Below are 15873 nucleotides of genomic sequence, written 5' to 3'. Positions count from 1 at the left end.
CTCTACCGCTTATGCCTTGCCGCTGTTATCCTGTGGCGCGCCATCACTCGTTTTGGTCGCCGCGTTCATTTCTTCGATCTCTTTCTTATTTTGAGCCGCCGCAAACTGTTCAAGCTGAATTTTTGCCAACTCAGCCTGCAGCATGGATATTTCCGACTGGATCATCTTTCTTTGTGCGAGGATCGCCTCCCGCTCTTTACTGCTTTCGGCGGACAAGGCTTGTGATACCAGCGTCTTCAATTGCTTATTCAGAACTTCGATACGATTTAAAATGCGGGTTTCAGCGCTGGTATTGCCTGTTCCGCCAGCGATGGCGGCGCTGCTTCCTGCTGCATCAATAGATATTGACATAATGCTCCTCCCTAGAAATGGTATGCGCGTTTGTTGGCTGACAATCCATAGACAAGTCCGCTGCATAAAGGGTATCGGTTCTGGTTGCCATTTTCTTAAGCGACTTATTTATTGGATATAGTCATTAATCGCTTTTATAGTAATGAATGACTGTCCCGCCGATATCGTTCAGATTCAGCGCACCCAAAATGTTCAGGAGGGCCCGGCTGGCTTCCCGTGGTCCTGACTGCTTTTTCTAACCTTTGAGTATCCACCCATAGCTGATTTCCGTGGCTTGTGTCGGATGAACCACATCAATCGGTTCATCACCGGCGATTTCTTTTAAATTCGCATAATATTCAACGAACTGATTCTGTTTTTATTCATAGTGATAAATATATTCATGCTGGAAGGCATGATCTCCATAATGTATAAAATCAAGAATCTTCAATGATTACTATATATATTTAATATTCTTTTGTTTTTATATTAATTTAAATGAATTAGATAATATTTCCATAAATAAAATAAATTATTAATAGGTTGTTAATAATTTAAAGGTGGTAAGTTTATTTTTTATTTGCAGTGGATAACAAAAATAAATATTTAAATATTATGTTTTGATGGCGGTAATATTTTGGGGAAGGTTCGGTGTGATAAATAATTCTATGTCATTGAATGATTAAAATCATAAAGTTAAAGGGTTTTTGTTTTTGTAATTAAATGCTTTTCGAAGTTGACAGCCTTTCATTATGATAGATTTTTTCTATTAATATGTAGTGAGTTGCTTTTTAATAGTGATGAGAGTAATTTAAAAAAATTGATTAATTCGGTAATGTCGTTAAGATTTTATATGACTTAACAGTCAATAGTCGGTGTTATAAATAACCTGTAATATCAATACTTGGGTAAGGAGAGTTATTATGTCTAAACTGAAAAACCGCTTTGGTTCACAGATCGTCAATAAAAACAATCCTGTCAAAAAGGGGCTTTACAGTCAGTCGCCGGGAAATTGTGCAGCTTGCTCCAACAGTGCGCCAAGTAACTGTAGTGATGGTGGTTAAGGTTAATTAAATCCACACTAACCATTAATTAAAGGTCATGCCTTTAGGTTGTGGCCTTTAAAAACATGGGGAGAAACTAGCATGTTATATTCAAGAACACCTGTCAGTATCTCACAATCTGCTGGAAAGACAGTAATGTACACCCCAAAAGGGGTTTTTGTTGTTGATGATTGCGTAATGTCTAAATTGCTTGCAACTATCAGTGCTGAAATTGTTGTTACATATGACTTTTTGATAAAAAAATGGGTTGCTTATGGTGGGGATATGGATAAACAAGAGGAGGTTATTAACTATCTTACCAATGAAACACAGGTTTTAATAAAATTATCGGATAGATATTTGATGAGAGATATTCATTTCATCACTGATGAAAAGAGTGTGTTATTACTTTTTGAAAATGATTGTTCTATTTTAAGTTTTTATACTATTAATGAATATTTTGAAACGAACTCTCTGAACGATAATGCTATTTTAATATTTTTTCTTCCTGTCTGGCCGAAAAGAGAGCAAATTGAAAGGTTAATGAATGGAACAAAATCTAACCAATTATGTTTGTTCGTTTTTATAATTGGGGAATATGCTGTAATAAGTCATATCTGGTCAAAGTCTCTTTGCAATCCCTGTATGTTATGTGTCTACGATTATCTGATGGATCGGGTTTACTATGATAGTGAGAATAAAATAAATAGTCTTTCAAATGCTATGCTTTATCTTGAGCATCTTTATCATTCAACCTTACCGGAAGTGAAACCGGATTTACTGGATTTGGCATTTATCTGTAGAGTAGTCATGCAGGATGTAGATATTCTATCCGGTAAGGGGCGTTCAGTTTTCGCAGAGTGTAATACAGAACATACAAAAATTATTAATATGTATACGTTGGAAAAGCAGGAAATGGATATACCATTTTCATTTCGTTGTGATTGCCTGCTTCATTATCATAAGTCAAAGGAGCAGACCAATGTTTGACTATATGCTGGCAGTTTTAAATGATACAATTGATCAGAGGGTACATAACGATTTAATGGATTTCCATGTAAAAACCTGCAATCGTGTGGATAAGAAAATTAATCCCTTTAATTTTAACCGAACGCTTCTGACGGACGGACAGAACCGGATGCTTGAATGGTCTGAGCACCGTTTTGGTAATGTGAAACGTGAACTTCGGAATGATGAGATTCTTCATTCATTTCACAGGGTACCATCTTCATCTGGTTTTTCTGCTTGCTCTCCTTTATCCGGGGATGTTTTTTCCGCCCTTATTAACAGTTGTTATGGGGCTCACCGTTCTGGTGAAAGAATTATTATGCCTTACCCAAGTGGTGGTGCTCTGTATTCCGGACAAGTAATTATTTATGTAAAAAACATAAGTAATTTTCAACCGGGAGCTTATCACTTTTTACCTCTTTCGGGAGAAATAGAGAGTCTTTCAGCACTATCAATAAAGGTGGTTGAAGAAAGTCTTTTTATTGGGAAAAATGATAAATTTAGCGATTACGATTTCTTTATCCTTTATGGTTCGGTTATTACTAAACATGCAGCAAAATATGGCTATCGAGGGTATCGCCTGGCAATGCTAGAGATCGGTTCGATGTACCGGAATATGGAAATAGCCTGCAACACTCTTGAACTCGATAACAGAGTTTGGGGGGGATTTAATGATGAAGCACTGACGGTTGCACTGGGCCTTGATCCAAGAGTCATTTTACCAGTCGTTTGCCAACTGGTCGGGAGGTCTTAATGTTAGGTCCGAAATTCTTACGTATTTGTTATGACCTTTCACCAAACCTGAATGCACCCATGATGGTGAGAATGCACCTTGAAAGAGGGATTGCCAGTTGTGCAACCGGGTATGATCGGCTTGTTGTCACCCGGGCTATCGGGGAGGGGTTGGAAAGGCATCTGTGTTATTCAGATTCAGATTATGGAACGAAACAAACAACGCTAAGTGAACTAGAACCCTTTATACAAAAGTGGTTTCTTCGGACACTGTCTTCAGCACAGAACAACGAAGATATAGCAGTTCATAAATTCATAATGACCCAAGTGCGTGAACAATTATCAGGAAATATTTACTTGGCCCCTTTGGTTGCATTCACGCTTGGGATTTGCCCTGATGATGTGAAATATGGATTCAGAGATAGTTCAGGTACCGCGCTTCACTATACAGATGAAGGTGCATTTCTTGGTAGCCGTGATGAGTACTGTGAAAGGCAGGCGTTGTCGCTATTCTGGTATTATGGGCATTGCTTATCTTTTATCAGGATATCACCGGATACCCTTTGGCAGTTTAATGTCCCTCATCTACGATTTATGGATCATTTGCTAGAAAATGGAGAGGTCTATCTATTTGATGTTTCACTTATCTCACCGGTAAGAACTTTTGTATCTGTGTATTTATCTGAGAAAGGTCCTGTACATTTTTCGGCAGGTGCTGCCGGCCATGAGCATATTGAAAAGGCAGTAGAAAAATCTCTCACCGAGATGTATCAAGCTTATATTCTGATGCAAAATATCTCAGATTCGAGATTTTACCAGAACCAAACTATTGATGACCCGATAATATCAGGGTATGCAAGTTTTAATAATCCGAATGTAATTAAGAAGTTCTCTTATATTCTGAATAATCAGAGGATTGAAAGGAGGAATATTAATGAGAATATTGAGTTTATCAAGAATTTCTATGAAGAGGAACTATTGATATGGAACAGAAAAATTATTTTCAGTGATCCACGGATGTCACTTTTCTACTATAATATAAAAAGTGTCAATGGTTTTACGTCGATGAGTCTTGATCGATGTAATGAGTTTGCTAATGAGGAAGCCGCGAACTATTATGGCTATTCTGGACAAGTTAATACAGGACCTATTGCCTTCGCATGAATAATTTTCTATATATAGCATCTCGCAGTTGGAAGATGATAGATAAAAGAAGCAAAGGTTACTTTTACCTTGCGGTAGTTCTGTTCTTATTAACTACATTGTTGCGTGTGTCTACACCCGTATTTTTCGCATATATAATCAGTTTTTCCGGGTATGTCAGGGAAAATATTCTTATGCTTTGTCTGGTTTATGCCGGGATATTTTGTGTCTCACGTTTTCTTGAGGAATTCAGACTGGCCTGTTACGTTTACTTTGAACAGATATTGCAAAAGAGCCTTATATTAAACACATTGAATAAATTTTTTTCATTATCTTTCACGGATGCAAGGAAAAATACAAGCAGTGAAAGCGCTATTATAATAGATCGCGGTTTGGGTGGTATTCGGTCTGCGCTTTATAATCTTATTTTTACTCTTCTTCCATTGAGTCTGGAGTGTATACTTCTGCTGATAATTATTGGCTATAAAGCAAGTGCCTTTCTTGCAGTTGTTGTTTTTATCCTTCTGTCAGCATTTGTTTATTTCACTTATAACTTCTCCATTATTGCTCAAAAGCTTCAGCAGAAGTGGTTTGAAACAGCATCAAGTAACTATAAAATGATGTCAGAGGGTATACGGTCATTCGAGTTTCTTCGTTCCTTTAATCAGACAAGGTGGATGAACGAAAGGTATGGCAGAGCAAATGACAGGTTTATAGAGGAAGTGAAAATATCTCTTAAACCGGGGATCATTTTGGGGATGATTCAGGGTGGACTATTGTTTTTATTGTTCTTCATATCAACATTCTATACTATTCATACGTCGACTGACGCTGATGAAATGGTTTCCCTCCTTGTGCTTGTAAACGGATTACTTTTGCAGATAGCTATTCCTTTATTACAGTTTTCTTCTTCTTATCGGTTTTTTATTCAGGGACTCTCAAGCGCCAGGCAATTGTTTAACCTACTTGCACTCAGGAGTGTTGAAGAGAAAAAAAGTCATAATCTGAACGTAAATGTAAAAGGATTTCAACTTGATGGTGTAATGGTTGTTTATCCTGATGGAAAGAGAATAACATTTCCAGATTTATATATACCCGAAAATGAGATAGTTATTATATCGGGGGATTCTGGCGTGGGTAAATCATCTCTAGCTAAAGTGCTGGCTGGTCTGTGTGAATATGACGGTTGTGTGAATACAAATTTCAAATCCGATGATATATTTTATCTTCATCAGAATGTAGATATTTTTGACATGAATTTCGACGAGAATATTATTCTTGGTAAGTCAAGGGATGAGATGAAGCTTGTATCTTGCCTTAACCGGGTCGGTTTTTCAGAGGATGAGATCCGGAGTATGTCTGAGCGCTCTTTCGGGGAGATGGGAACAAACATTTCTGGAGGGCAGGCACAGCGAGTCGGATTGGCAAGAATGCTCTATCATGATGCAAAAGTGATGATTCTTGATGAACCGACAACGGGCCTTGATGATGCGACAGTACTTAAGATTATTTGGGCTATCGCGGAATCTTCTAAAGGAAGGACAGCGATAATTGTGACTCATGATGAGAGGGTCAAACGGATAGGTACGGAACATATTCACCTTACATGAAATCAGTGGAATTACTTACGGATGATTAAAAAGGCCGACTCCCCTTTATTATTCGGCTTATCCTGAACCCGCCCTCTCTGGATCCGCTGCAAGCCACTTTGATGCAAATCTGTAATACGCCCGCTAACTATATAAAAACATATATTGATTCTGTGACAACGATAACAATTAACGCCAAGCGTGGAATAAATTCAAATAATAGTTGAATGAAATCATTAACAGGGGCGTTTTTTCTCAGCATGATTTTTCAAAGCGTATAAATAATTATTATTTGTTGCGATTATTGGCATTGATAAATTTTTATATTAACGCGAGGAAAATATGATGACGCTTGAGAAAAAAATAACCCGGCGCGAGGCCATTACGGGAGGGATAGCCACCGCCGGGGTTGGCGCGCTTTCATTGATGGGCGCGGCGGGCATCGCACATGCGGCGCAGCCCGCTGGCGTAGCGGCGGCCGCACAGCCGGCGGGCGGCGAGTCCGAATTCGATACCGTGATCCTGGGCGCCGGTTGCGCCGGTATGGTTTGCGCCATCCACGCCGCGGAGTTGGGCTTAAAACCGATTCTGGTTGAGAAAATGTCCCGGCCGGCGGGGAATTCTCTCTATGCGGGCGGTATTTTTCTGGGATTGAGCACCCGGTTTCAAAAAGCGCAGGGCGTCAATGCCGAGGATAGCGAGCAGCTTTTCTATGATGACATGATCAAAATGTCGCAGGGCAAAGGCGACCCGGTATTAACGCGTTACTTTGTCCAGCATTGCAATTCCGCGCTGGAATGGCTTTCCGACGTCGTCGGCATCAAGTGGGCGAAAATTGAAACCGAAGCCTATCCGGCGCGTGGACGCAGCCATGTGGTCGACGGTCCCTCGAAGCCGGGCGGCTCGCAGTTAGTGATGCAGCTTTTTGAACAGGTCAAAGCCAGGGGCATTCCGGTGTTGACCAATACCAAGGCGCTGGAGCTGCTTACGGATAACAAGTTTGCCGTCACCGGCGTTAAGGTCGTCGGCAATGAAGGAATTAAACACCTTAAGGGCAAGTACGGGGTGGTGATCGCCACCGGCGGTTTCCACGCCGCGGAAGATCTGGTCACCACCTATATGGGCGGATGGGCGGCGCAGATGCCGATCCGGGGATCGCGCATCATCACCGGAGAAAACCTGAATCTGACGCGGCCGCTATACGCCAAAATGGTCAACATCGATCAGTTCCACGCCGGGCCGATTTACGGCAGCGCCAATCCTTCCATTTTGGTGAATTATGGCCCGCTGGTGACGAAAGAGGGCAAGCGCTATATCGATGAAGTGAATACCTATGTCCGCGTCGCTAAGGAAACCGCCCGGCAGATAAAAGAAAACCTGGCCTTTATTATTATCGACGAAGCCTCTAAAGAGACCTCGTCGACGGTGAAAGAGCGCTTTGCCAGATACGAAAGAAACAAGGCGCCGGTATATCAGTCCGATACTATCGAGGGGCTGGCGAAAGCGGCCGGTATCGATCCTCAGGCATTGGTTGCCACCATTAAAGAGTATAACGACGCCATCAGTAATCAGCGCACCGGCGAGCTTAATCCGCCGCTGACGCTGGAGAATCCGCGACGTATTGATAAAGCGCCTTTCTACGCATTTCCGTTCCAGGGCGGCATGACGGCGACGTTCGGCGGACCGCTGGTGAATGTGAAAACCGAAGTGCTGAACGGCGAAAGGAAAACTATCCGCGGGCTGTATGCAATCGGCAACTCCATCGGCGGACTGTTTTACGATGACTATATCGTGGGCGCGCAGCTTACCGCCGCCACCATCTTTGGCATTACCTGCGCCGAGGAATTGAATAAAAAACGTCAGGCAGCGGTGAAAGCGGCATAACCTCAGACTGTTGATAAAGCCAATTATTACTCGCCCCGCTAGCGGGACTCGCCCTTTGTGCCGCTGCAAGCGGCGTTCAAAAACGCACGCGTTTTTGTAGGGGAAACACGGAGGGAGGTTCCCGCAGGGACGCCTCACCCCCGTGGTCGCCCCGGGTATCTCGGCTTCACAGACAGGTTTGTCAGCAAACTCATAACCTCTGCCATTTTGTTCTGAGCATGGGTAAACGGGCGGCGGCGTTTTACCGTCGCCCGTTATCGATGATCGACCGGGAACCGACTGACATGGAAGCGTCATACGCGAAGCAGTAGAATGATTACACAGCGTAGCCAGCAAGATATTCGGCTACGATGATATCTCGTCTTTATTATTGCGCAATTCACCGCCGCATTCTGATTGATCTAATGATTTGAAATACACGGAGAAGCCATTATGGATATCGCTATACCCGGCGTGAACGTGTTGTTTGTCGCGGGCTTCGGCCCCATCGTCAAATCGCTGTCGGACAGTTACGCGCTCTACGTCGACACGCTGCGTCTGCCGTTGAAGCCGCTGGAGGGCAACAGCGACTATCTGGTGACCGATAAGCTGGCCGGCGTAAAACACTTTTCGCTATGGCCGCTGGAGCAGGCCAGCCAGTCCTGTTTCGGTCAGGATCGGTGGCCGCCGGATCTGCCGGTGCCGCAGAGCTGGCTGGAGTTTGACGTCGCCGACGTGGCTGAGGCAACGCAGGCGATTAAACGGCAGGGCTACCGGCTCCTGGTTGATAACCGGCTGGAACCCTGGGGACAGCAGGTAACCCGTTTTCTCAGTCCCGAAGGCATACTGATCGGCGTGACCTATACGCCCTGGCTGCGTGAGTCCGACTGATCATCGCCATCTTAAGACGATGTGCCGCGCTAGGCCGTCAATCCTTACTCTCCTTACTCTGCTCTTTGTCTGAACCTGTCGGCCCGGACTGCCGTACGCGCCGGGCGGCTTCCGCCATCAGCGCTTTGCGATCGATTTTGTTGGTGCCGGCCAGCGGAAAGCGGTCAACCAGCCAGATATGGCGCGGATGCAGATAGGCGGCGCCGTGCCGTAGCGTGAATGCTTTGAGCGCTTCGCCGTCGATCTGCCGGCCGGCGCGCAATATCACCCAGGCCACCGGTTTGCAGCCTTTAATCTCGTCGGCCACCGGCACTACGCACGCCTGCTGTACCGCCGGATGGCGCTCCAGCAGCTGTTCGACCTCGCTCGGATAGATATTTTCCCCGCCGCAGACGAACATATCATCATAACGTCCGATAAAGGTGAAAAAGCCGGCTTCGTCCCGGCGGAACACATCGCCGGTAATGTAATAGCCGTCCGGCGTGAAGGGGGCGGGGAGGTCCGGCCGCTGATGATAGCCGAGCATCAGCGCCGGGCTTTTCATCTCCAGCACGCCGTAGTTGGACAGTTGACCGTCCGCGGCGCGCAGCCGCAACTGAACCTGGGGATGCGGGTAGCCGGTCGCCAGCGGCGGCAGCGGCAATCCTTGCGGATGCGGGCCGAAAACCACCGGGCCGCCTTCGGTGGTGCCGTAGGCATTGATGATGCGCGCCTTGGGCAATAGCTGATGAATCTGGCTTATCAGGCTGGCGCTCACCGGCGCCGAGCCCATGCGCACCACCCGCACGCAGGATAAATCGCTTTGCGCCAGCAGGCTTTTTTCCCGTAGCATCATGGCGATCATCGGCGGCACCGCCGTCAGCCAGCTACAGCGATAGTCGTGAATGGCGCGGATATAGGCCGGAGCGCTGAACTGCGGCAGTATGACGGTGGCGACGCGGCTGGCCAGCGAAAGCAGGATCAGCGCCAGCGCGTTCATATGATAAAACGGGGCGGCAATCAACACCCGTTCGTCATGCAGTTCGCGCGCGGCCAGACGGGTCCGCACCACCCACAGGTGGCTGTCGTGGCTTAGCCTGACGCCTTTGGGGATCCCGCTGGAGCCGGAGGTATACAGCAGCAGCGCGACATCATCCGGACGCGCTTGCCAGGGCGTCAGCGGCCCCTGGTCATAAAACGCGGTCAGAGCGCCGTCGCTGAAACTGGCGAACGGCGGCGGACTGGCGAGCCGCGCCAGCTGTTCGCTGTCGCCGAACAGAAAGCGCGCGCCGCTGTCTTGCAAAATATGTTCGATGGCGTCGACCGGCAGTTTGATATTGATCGGCACCGCCACCAGCCCGGCGCGCAGGATCCCCAGCAGCGTGGCGACGTATTCCACCGAGTTAAGCGCCAGAATGGCGGCTTTATCGCCGGGAACAAGACCGCGCGACAGCAGGGCGCGGCCAATGGCATCGGCCTGCCGGTTAAGTTGCGCGTAGCTGATTACCTGCGCCGGGCGATCGGCGCGCGGAGCGATCAACGCCGGTTGCTCGCCGCCGAGCGCGGAAAATAGTACGCCGAGATTATGACTGTTCATCATGGCAGAAACTCAAACAGGCAATGAAACGCGGGCAGCGCCACCAGCAGACGATCCGGCTGTTCGCTGAACGGCAGATCAAGGATGCGGGCCTGCGCGGCTATCCATTCACGGTCGCCGCCGTGAAAACGCAAAGCGGAAAATTGACTCTCACGCGCCGGATCCACGGTGAGCAGACGCTGATAGCGCTTGGCGTAGTCGTCATGATCGAGAAAAGCCAGTTCAAAGCCCGGCTCCAGCGTCCCCAACGCCTGATAATGCCGGGCCAGCGGCGCAGGAGCGCGGGTGACGACGGTCAGTTGGCCGATGTGCGTCACGCCATTTGGATGGCGCCGCCATTCATCGCGCCAGACCAGTTCCGGGGTATGGTGCTGGCAGAAATAGACTCGTCCGGCGCTGAAGGTGCCTGCCGCCAAATGGACGGTGCTAAAACGCGCCTGCCGCTGTTGTCCCTCGATATCCACCGGACGGGAGAACGAACGAACCGGCTGAGCAGTAAAACCGGCCTGGCGGATGGCCGCCGCGCTGGCTGCAATATCCTGGCTGGCGAACACCAGTCCGTCGAGTCCGGCCGGACCGGCCAGCAGTTCCTGCCGCCGCACCGGCTCGCCGGGCGGCAGCCCCAGAATTTCCAGATAGTGTCCGTCAAACATCACGAGATGGTTGATGGAGCCCATTGAGTGATACCCGCGCGGCGTCAGGATGAAGCCCAACTGACGCAGTATCGCCGCCGCTTGATCGGTTGCAAATTGCGCATTAAGCACCAGATGATCGAGAGATAAACGCATCGTTTTCTCCTCAGGCGCTGACGGTGGAATAAAGGCCGCGCCCGCTGGCGACCAGCCGTCCTTCGCCGTCAAACAGCTGGGCTTCGGCGCAGGATACCTGCTTACCCGCTTTGATCACCCGGCCGCGGGCCGTAAGGTCGCCGCGCGCCGGACGGTGATAATCGACGTGCAGATTAAGCGTCGGCACGCCCCGTCCGGTAAAGGAAACCAGCGCCCAGTCAGCGGTCAGGTCGATAAGCGCGGCGAGGATGCCGCCGTGAGTGTATCCTCCGGCGGAGTTGACCACCCACTCTTCGCGCCAGCGCGCGGTTAATTCGATTTCACCTTCGCTCAGGGAGGTGACTTCCAGACCGAGCCACTGGTGATAGGGGCCCTGTAATAAACGCGCCTGTATATCGGCGGCGTTCAGCGGTGCGGATTGCGTCATTATCGTTACCCTCAATCGTTATCCTAGTCACTAAGGCGTGACGATGACCTTGCCAAGCACTTCCCGATCGCGGATCAGTCTGAGTCCTTCGCCGGCCTGTTCCAGCGGCAGAACCCGGTCGATCAGCGGATCGATTTCGCCTTGCGCCACCATCTTCAGCAGGGCGCTCAGGTTGTCGGTATAGAAACTGTTGGAGCCTTTGATAGTCAGTTCGAAACTCCAGACATAACGCAGATCTTCCTGCGGGTCGTAACCGGCGGTCGCGCCGCACACCAGCAGCGTGCCGCCGCGCTTTAGACAGCGCAGCGATGGCCGCCAGGTATCGCCGCCGGTGAAGTTGATCACCACATCGACGCCGCCTTCATAGGTGCGGCGCTGTGGTTTGCCGTAGGTGGCGATGGCCCATTTTGAGAAGTCGGTTTCCCGGTAGTTGATTACATGGTCGGCCCCAAGCGCGCGCAGCGCGTCGGCTTTTTGCGTGCTGCCGGCGCAGGCGATGACTTCGGCCCCCAGCCGTTTGGCCAGCACCACGCAGGCGCTGCCGACGCCGCCGCTGGCGCCGAGAATCAACACGCGATCGCCGGCTTTGATGGTGTTGTGGGTGATCAGCATGCGGTGCGCGGTGCCGTAAGCGACCGGCAGGGCCGCCGCCTGGGCGAAGCTAACGTTGTCCGGCAGCGCAATCAACTGAGCGGCATCCGCCAGCGCATATTCGGCCATGCCGCCGTCGATCATCTCGCCCATCAGTCCCACGGAGGGTTTCAACGGATTGACCAGCACCCGGTCGCCGATGCGCCAGCCCTCGACGCCGTCGCCGACGGCGCTGACGGCGCCGGCTAAATCCAGACCGGGCACCACCGGCAGCGGCACGGTAATACCCGGCATTCCGCGTACGGTAAACACGTCGTGATAGTTAAACGACGACGCGCCGACGCGGATCACCACATGCCCTGGCTGCGGCGTCGGCCGGGGATGGTCGTCGACGACTTTTAGCCGATCAAGGTCGCCGTGCTGCGTCAGTATCAGTGCTTTCATGGTATTGCTCACCTGATGTTTCTCCTGTCGGTAGGGGGTTATTGGGCCAGAGATTGAATGGACTTCGCCTGTTGATAAGGGCCGGTGACGAACAGGTCATCGCTCAGTTGGCCTTTGATCGCGCCGCTTTCGACGAATACCTTGTGCTGGAGTTTCAACGTATCGATATCGGCCGGTTCAAACGACATCCGGTTCATGCTCTCCCAGCGGCTGACGTAAACTTCAGCGTCTTTTTGCGGCAGATTGGCCTTTTTCTGCAGAATGCCGACCACCTCGTCCGGGTGCGCCTGTCCCCAGATCAGCGTATCGCGCAGCGAGGCGATTACCCTGGCGACGGTATCCGGCTGTTTATCGATCAGATCGCTGCGTACGGCGCCGATGCCGATGTAGGGAACGGCGTCGCTGTGGGTGAGCTTGCGCCATTCATCGGCGAAGCTGCCCAGCGGTTTGACTTGCAGTTCATCCAATTGCGCGATGGTCACCGAGCGCAGCGCCGCCGCATCGACCTGCTTTTGCGACAGGAATTGCGCCAGCCGCGATTCGTTGCCGCCCACCAGCGAGAAATCCGCCGGTTTGATATCGTAGTTGCCGGCCAGTATGGCGCCGGCGATCACCGCCACGGACGAGCCGGCCGGAGACATGCCGATCTTTTTGCCTTTCAACTGGGAAAATTGGCTGATAGGCGAGTCGGCCGGGACCACAAACTGCACGTCGGCCGGCTGGGTGGCGGCGAAGATTTTCACCGGCACGCCCTCCGCCGCGGTGCTGAGAATACCCGCCAGCGGCGCGCCGAATGCCAGGTCGATGGAGCCGGAAGCCAGCGCTTTTACCGGCGCATTGACGTCCGGGAAGTGAATAAATTCGGCATCGATGCCGTGACGAGCCAGAAAATCGGTGCTTTCCAGCACTGCGCCGTAGCCGAGACTGACGCCGCTGGTCCAGTAACCGATGCGTACTTTTTCCGCCGCGGAGATATTTTGGGCAAACAGCGTCCCGGCGACCATCAAGGCCGCGGTAATGATGTGTTTCATCGCGTTATTCCTGTGTGAGTTTTTTCCAGCGGAACAAACGGCGTTCCAGGGGTTTTAAAATGCCGCCCTCAAGCAGCAGCATGAGAGTGACCAATAGCACCGTCCAGGCGAACACCTGATCGGTTTGCACCAGATCGCCCGCCTGACGCAGGCGGTAGCCGATACCGTTCGATGCGCCCAGCGTTTCGGCCACCAGCGATACGCGCCAGCCGAAGCCGAAAGCCAGCCGTGCGCCGGAGAAGAAATAGGGCAGAATGGTCGGCAGATAGATTTTCACCAGCGTTTGCCGGCGGTTCATGCGGAAGCTGCGCGCCAGCTCGACATACTGGGACTCCACGGTTTGCGCCCCTTGCCAGACGTTGGTCAGGATCAGCGGCATGGCGGTCATAAACACCACGAATACCGTCGTAGCGTTGGAAATGCCAAACCAGATGATGGCGAAAATGGCCCAGATTGCCGACGACACGCTATTAAACACCGCCAGCAGCGGTTCGAAGAAGCGGGCCAGACGGCGGCTGGCTCCCAGCGCCAGCCCCAGCGGAGTGCCGATCAGGGTGGCAAAGGCAAAGCCCATCGCCACGCGGGACAGGGTCACGCCGATATCATTCAGCAACGTATCGTTGCGCCACAGCAGCAGCAGCGCCTGCCAGGTTTTTTCCGGTCCAGGCAGGATGAATGACGGCATCCGCAGCGCCGCCAGCCACCATATCAACATAAACAGCGCCAGCAGGATCAGACGTTGCGCGACCAGCGATGACAGAGAACGAGCGCGTGACATGTCAAACCTCCAGCCGCAGCAGGCGTATCTGCTCGCTGACCGCTTGGCTGGTGGGCAAGCGCGGGCGCGGCAGATCGATAGGTTGAATGTGGTGGATATGTCCGGGGTGGGGTTTAAATATCACCACCCGGTCGGCCAGCACCACCGCCTCTTCCACATCGTGGGTAACCAGCGCAATCGACATCCCGGTCAGGCTCTGGATGCGCAGAATTTCGTCATGCATCGTGCCGCGGGTTTGCGGATCGAGCTTGGAAAAAGGCTCGTCCATCAGCAGGATTTCAGGCTCTGTCACCAGGCTGCGCGCCAGCGCCACCCGGCTTCGCATGCCGCCGGACAACTGATACGGCCAGTAGCGGGTAAAGTCGGCCAGTCCGACCAGATGCAGCGCATCCGCCACCCGCCGCCGCCGCTCGGCTTGGCTAAGACGCAGATTCTCCAGACCGAAGTTCACGTTTTGCTGTACCGTGCGCCAGGGCAGCAGACGATCTTCCTGAAACAGATAGCCAATGCGCTGCCAGTTTCGGAAATGCGCCGCGTCATCGCCCTGAATGGTCAGCGAACCGCTATCGGCGCGCAGCAGGCCGGATAAAATATTCAGCAGCGTACTTTTGCCGCAGCCGGAAGGGCCGAGCAGCGCCAGGATCTCCCCCTGATGGAGGGTTAAGTCGATATTGCGCAGTACCTGTAATGCGCCGAACGCTTTACTGATGCCTTTGGTCTGTATCGGCGGCGTGTCCGCCGCCAGCGCAGACGGCGGCGTTGTTTGTCGCAGCATGGTCATAGTTGCAGCCTCTGTTCCAGGATCGGCAGTACGGCGCCGTCTTTGCTCAAGGTGGCGTAAACCTTTTCCAGCGTCATGACCTGGAAGGTTTCGATATGGCGGCGGGCGATTAACTCAACCCGCTTGCTGTCTCCCTGACTGAAGGCTTCGATCATGGCGTTATGGTCGTGCTTGATCTCCGGTTTGGTTTTCTGCACGTTGAATCCCAGCGCCACCAGCCGCGACATTTCATCCATCAGGTTCGATAGCGTGCGAATCAAATGGTTGTTGCCGGAGGCTTGCGCGATCGCCAGATGAAACCGTTTATTGGCATTCATAAAGGTATCGATCTGCTTCGACAGCGGCGCCTGGATCTCTTCCCGGCAGGCGGCCTCCAGCCGGCGCAGCAAATCAAGATCTATGCGTCCCACCGCCAGTCTGGCGGCCAGCGGTTCAAGCTGGGCGCGGATGGTGAAAATCTCTTCCACGTCCTGCACGGTGATCGGCGCTATCTGATATCCCTTGCGCGGCCGCGACTGGGTTAAATTCTCATGACACAGACGCGCCAGCGCCACGCGGCAACTGCTTTTGCCAATCTGGTAACGCTCCATCAGCATCTGTTCGGTAACCATGGCGCCGGGCAATAGCCGGCAACACAAAATATCGTGGCGAATTCGGAGCCAGGCCGAGTCGCCCTGCGACACTCCGGCGTTTTTTTCTGGTGAAAGCGTAACCATCTGGAGATCCTTAATACATTCTGTGAGCTGCTCACAGCCTAAGACTAGGATGCTTAACCAGAGTCAGTTTATGAAGCAGGCTAATAATTAGCCAATAAGAAATTTGGCTTTGGATATGAGGAAAAAACATCAACTGGGCAGC

General features: G+C 51.1%; 16 protein-coding genes and 1 pseudogene. 7 read left to right on the top strand and 10 right to left on the bottom strand.

Translation table 11 applies throughout. The features are described from left to right. Positions 1–9: 9 nt before the first annotated feature. Complete coding sequence (locus HC231_RS14270) at positions 10–351, bottom strand: FlxA-like family protein (RefSeq protein ID WP_208227284.1); 342 nt, start codon at positions 349–351, stop codon at positions 10–12. 130 nt (positions 352–481) lie between these two features. Then, positions 482–709: pseudogene (locus tag HC231_RS24010) on the bottom strand (IS630 family transposase); the annotation flags it as partial. Between the two features lie 544 nt (positions 710–1253). Here HC231_RS24010 and HC231_RS14265 point away from each other — a divergent pair. The 7 genes from HC231_RS14265 (at position 1254) to HC231_RS14235 (ending at position 8599) form a co-directional block, all read left to right on the top strand. Next, entirely contained in the window at positions 1254–1394 is a 141-nt protein-coding gene (locus tag HC231_RS14265; RefSeq protein WP_208227283.1) for a hypothetical protein, read from the top strand. An 81-nt stretch (positions 1395–1475) separates the two neighbouring features. Continuing rightward, positions 1476–2363, top strand: a complete 888-nt coding sequence (locus HC231_RS14260; protein ID WP_208227282.1) for a hypothetical protein — start codon at positions 1476–1478, stop codon at positions 2361–2363. Further along, positions 2356–3135 (top strand): SagB/ThcOx family dehydrogenase, encoded by a 780-nt coding sequence (locus tag HC231_RS14255; RefSeq protein WP_208227281.1) that lies wholly within the window; start codon positions 2356–2358, stop codon positions 3133–3135. Before HC231_RS14260 ends, HC231_RS14255 begins: the two co-directional genes overlap by 8 nt. Then, positions 3135–4277, top strand: coding sequence for a YcaO-like family protein (locus tag HC231_RS14250; RefSeq protein WP_208227280.1), 1143 nt, complete (start codon positions 3135–3137; stop codon positions 4275–4277). The genes HC231_RS14255 and HC231_RS14250 overlap by 1 nt, the downstream gene beginning before the upstream one ends. Further along, entirely contained in the window at positions 4274–5866 is a 1593-nt protein-coding gene (locus HC231_RS14245; protein ID WP_208227279.1) for an ATP-binding cassette domain-containing protein, read from the top strand. The genes HC231_RS14250 and HC231_RS14245 overlap by 4 nt, the downstream gene beginning before the upstream one ends. A 321-nt stretch (positions 5867–6187) precedes the next feature. Then, the gene (locus HC231_RS14240; RefSeq protein WP_208227278.1) at positions 6188–7729 is read left to right on the top strand and encodes an FAD-dependent oxidoreductase; all 1542 of its coding nucleotides are present in this window, start codon (positions 6188–6190) and stop codon (positions 7727–7729) included. Positions 7730–8161: 432 nt separating this feature from the next. Then, positions 8162–8599 carry a VOC family protein gene (locus HC231_RS14235; RefSeq protein ID WP_208227277.1) on the top strand — a complete coding sequence of 146 codons (438 nt, stop codon included), beginning with the start codon at positions 8162–8164 and terminating at the stop codon, positions 8597–8599. Positions 8600–8636: 37 nt separating this feature from the next. On the opposite strand, the gene HC231_RS14230 is transcribed toward HC231_RS14235, so the two are convergent. Genes HC231_RS14230 through HC231_RS14195 form a run of 8 tightly spaced genes read right to left on the bottom strand, consistent with a single transcriptional unit; the run spans position 8637 to position 15731 of the window. After that, a complete protein-coding gene (locus HC231_RS14230; protein WP_246494505.1) occupies positions 8637–10178 on the bottom strand; it encodes a class I adenylate-forming enzyme family protein in 1542 nt (513 codons plus the stop codon). Then, positions 10175–10963 (bottom strand): VOC family protein, encoded by a 789-nt coding sequence (locus HC231_RS14225; RefSeq protein ID WP_208227276.1) that lies wholly within the window; start codon positions 10961–10963, stop codon positions 10175–10177. Before HC231_RS14225 ends, HC231_RS14230 begins: the two co-directional genes overlap by 4 nt. Positions 10964–10973: 10 nt before the next feature. Further along, positions 10974–11390, bottom strand: coding sequence for a PaaI family thioesterase (locus HC231_RS14220; RefSeq protein ID WP_208227275.1), 417 nt, complete (start codon positions 11388–11390; stop codon positions 10974–10976). Between the two features lie 30 nt (positions 11391–11420). Then, positions 11421–12425 (bottom strand): zinc-binding dehydrogenase, encoded by a 1005-nt coding sequence (locus tag HC231_RS14215; protein WP_246494503.1) that lies wholly within the window; start codon positions 12423–12425, stop codon positions 11421–11423. 38 nt (positions 12426–12463) lie between these two features. Continuing rightward, the gene (locus HC231_RS14210) at positions 12464–13456 is read right to left on the bottom strand and encodes an ABC transporter substrate-binding protein (RefSeq protein ID WP_208227273.1); all 993 of its coding nucleotides are present in this window, start codon (positions 13454–13456) and stop codon (positions 12464–12466) included. A 4-nt stretch (positions 13457–13460) separates the two neighbouring features. Then, a complete protein-coding gene (locus tag HC231_RS14205; RefSeq protein ID WP_208227272.1) occupies positions 13461–14234 on the bottom strand; it encodes an ABC transporter permease in 774 nt (257 codons plus the stop codon). A gap of 1 nt (position 14235) precedes the next feature. After that, positions 14236–15015, bottom strand: a complete 780-nt coding sequence (locus tag HC231_RS14200; protein ID WP_208227271.1) for an ABC transporter ATP-binding protein — start codon at positions 15013–15015, stop codon at positions 14236–14238. Then, on the bottom strand, positions 15012–15731 hold the full coding sequence (locus HC231_RS14195; protein ID WP_208227270.1) for a GntR family transcriptional regulator: 720 nt from the start codon (positions 15729–15731) through the stop codon (positions 15012–15014). The genes HC231_RS14200 and HC231_RS14195 overlap by 4 nt, the downstream gene beginning before the upstream one ends. Positions 15732–15873: the final 142 nt, after the last annotated feature.

This window comes from Brenneria izadpanahii (assembly GCF_017569925.1).
GTDB lineage: Bacteria > Pseudomonadota > Gammaproteobacteria > Enterobacterales > Enterobacteriaceae > Brenneria > Brenneria izadpanahii.
This window is presented reverse-complemented; position numbering and strand designations above follow the sequence as displayed.

Coding starts and splice junctions, on each gene's coding strand:
- HC231_RS14270 (WP_208227284.1), bottom strand. CDS start 351: ATGTCAATATCTATTGATGCAGCAGGAAGCAGCGCCGCCATCGCTGGC.
- HC231_RS14265 (WP_208227283.1), top strand. CDS start 1,254: ATGTCTAAACTGAAAAACCGCTTTGGTTCACAGATCGTCAATAAAAAC.
- HC231_RS14260 (WP_208227282.1), top strand. CDS start 1,476: ATGTTATATTCAAGAACACCTGTCAGTATCTCACAATCTGCTGGAAAG.
- HC231_RS14255 (WP_208227281.1), top strand. CDS start 2,356: ATGTTTGACTATATGCTGGCAGTTTTAAATGATACAATTGATCAGAGG.
- HC231_RS14250 (WP_208227280.1), top strand. CDS start 3,135: ATGTTAGGTCCGAAATTCTTACGTATTTGTTATGACCTTTCACCAAAC.
- HC231_RS14245 (WP_208227279.1), top strand. CDS start 4,274: ATGAATAATTTTCTATATATAGCATCTCGCAGTTGGAAGATGATAGAT.
- HC231_RS14240 (WP_208227278.1), top strand. CDS start 6,188: ATGATGACGCTTGAGAAAAAAATAACCCGGCGCGAGGCCATTACGGGA.
- HC231_RS14235 (WP_208227277.1), top strand. CDS start 8,162: ATGGATATCGCTATACCCGGCGTGAACGTGTTGTTTGTCGCGGGCTTC.
- HC231_RS14230 (WP_246494505.1), bottom strand. CDS start 10,178: ATGATGAACAGTCATAATCTCGGCGTACTATTTTCCGCGCTCGGCGGC.
- HC231_RS14225 (WP_208227276.1), bottom strand. CDS start 10,963: ATGCGTTTATCTCTCGATCATCTGGTGCTTAATGCGCAATTTGCAACC.
- HC231_RS14220 (WP_208227275.1), bottom strand. CDS start 11,390: ATGACGCAATCCGCACCGCTGAACGCCGCCGATATACAGGCGCGTTTA.
- HC231_RS14215 (WP_246494503.1), bottom strand. CDS start 12,425: ATGAAAGCACTGATACTGACGCAGCACGGCGACCTTGATCGGCTAAAA.
- HC231_RS14210 (WP_208227273.1), bottom strand. CDS start 13,456: ATGAAACACATCATTACCGCGGCCTTGATGGTCGCCGGGACGCTGTTT.
- HC231_RS14205 (WP_208227272.1), bottom strand. CDS start 14,234: ATGTCACGCGCTCGTTCTCTGTCATCGCTGGTCGCGCAACGTCTGATC.
- HC231_RS14200 (WP_208227271.1), bottom strand. CDS start 15,015: ATGACCATGCTGCGACAAACAACGCCGCCGTCTGCGCTGGCGGCGGAC.
- HC231_RS14195 (WP_208227270.1), bottom strand. CDS start 15,731: ATGGTTACGCTTTCACCAGAAAAAAACGCCGGAGTGTCGCAGGGCGAC.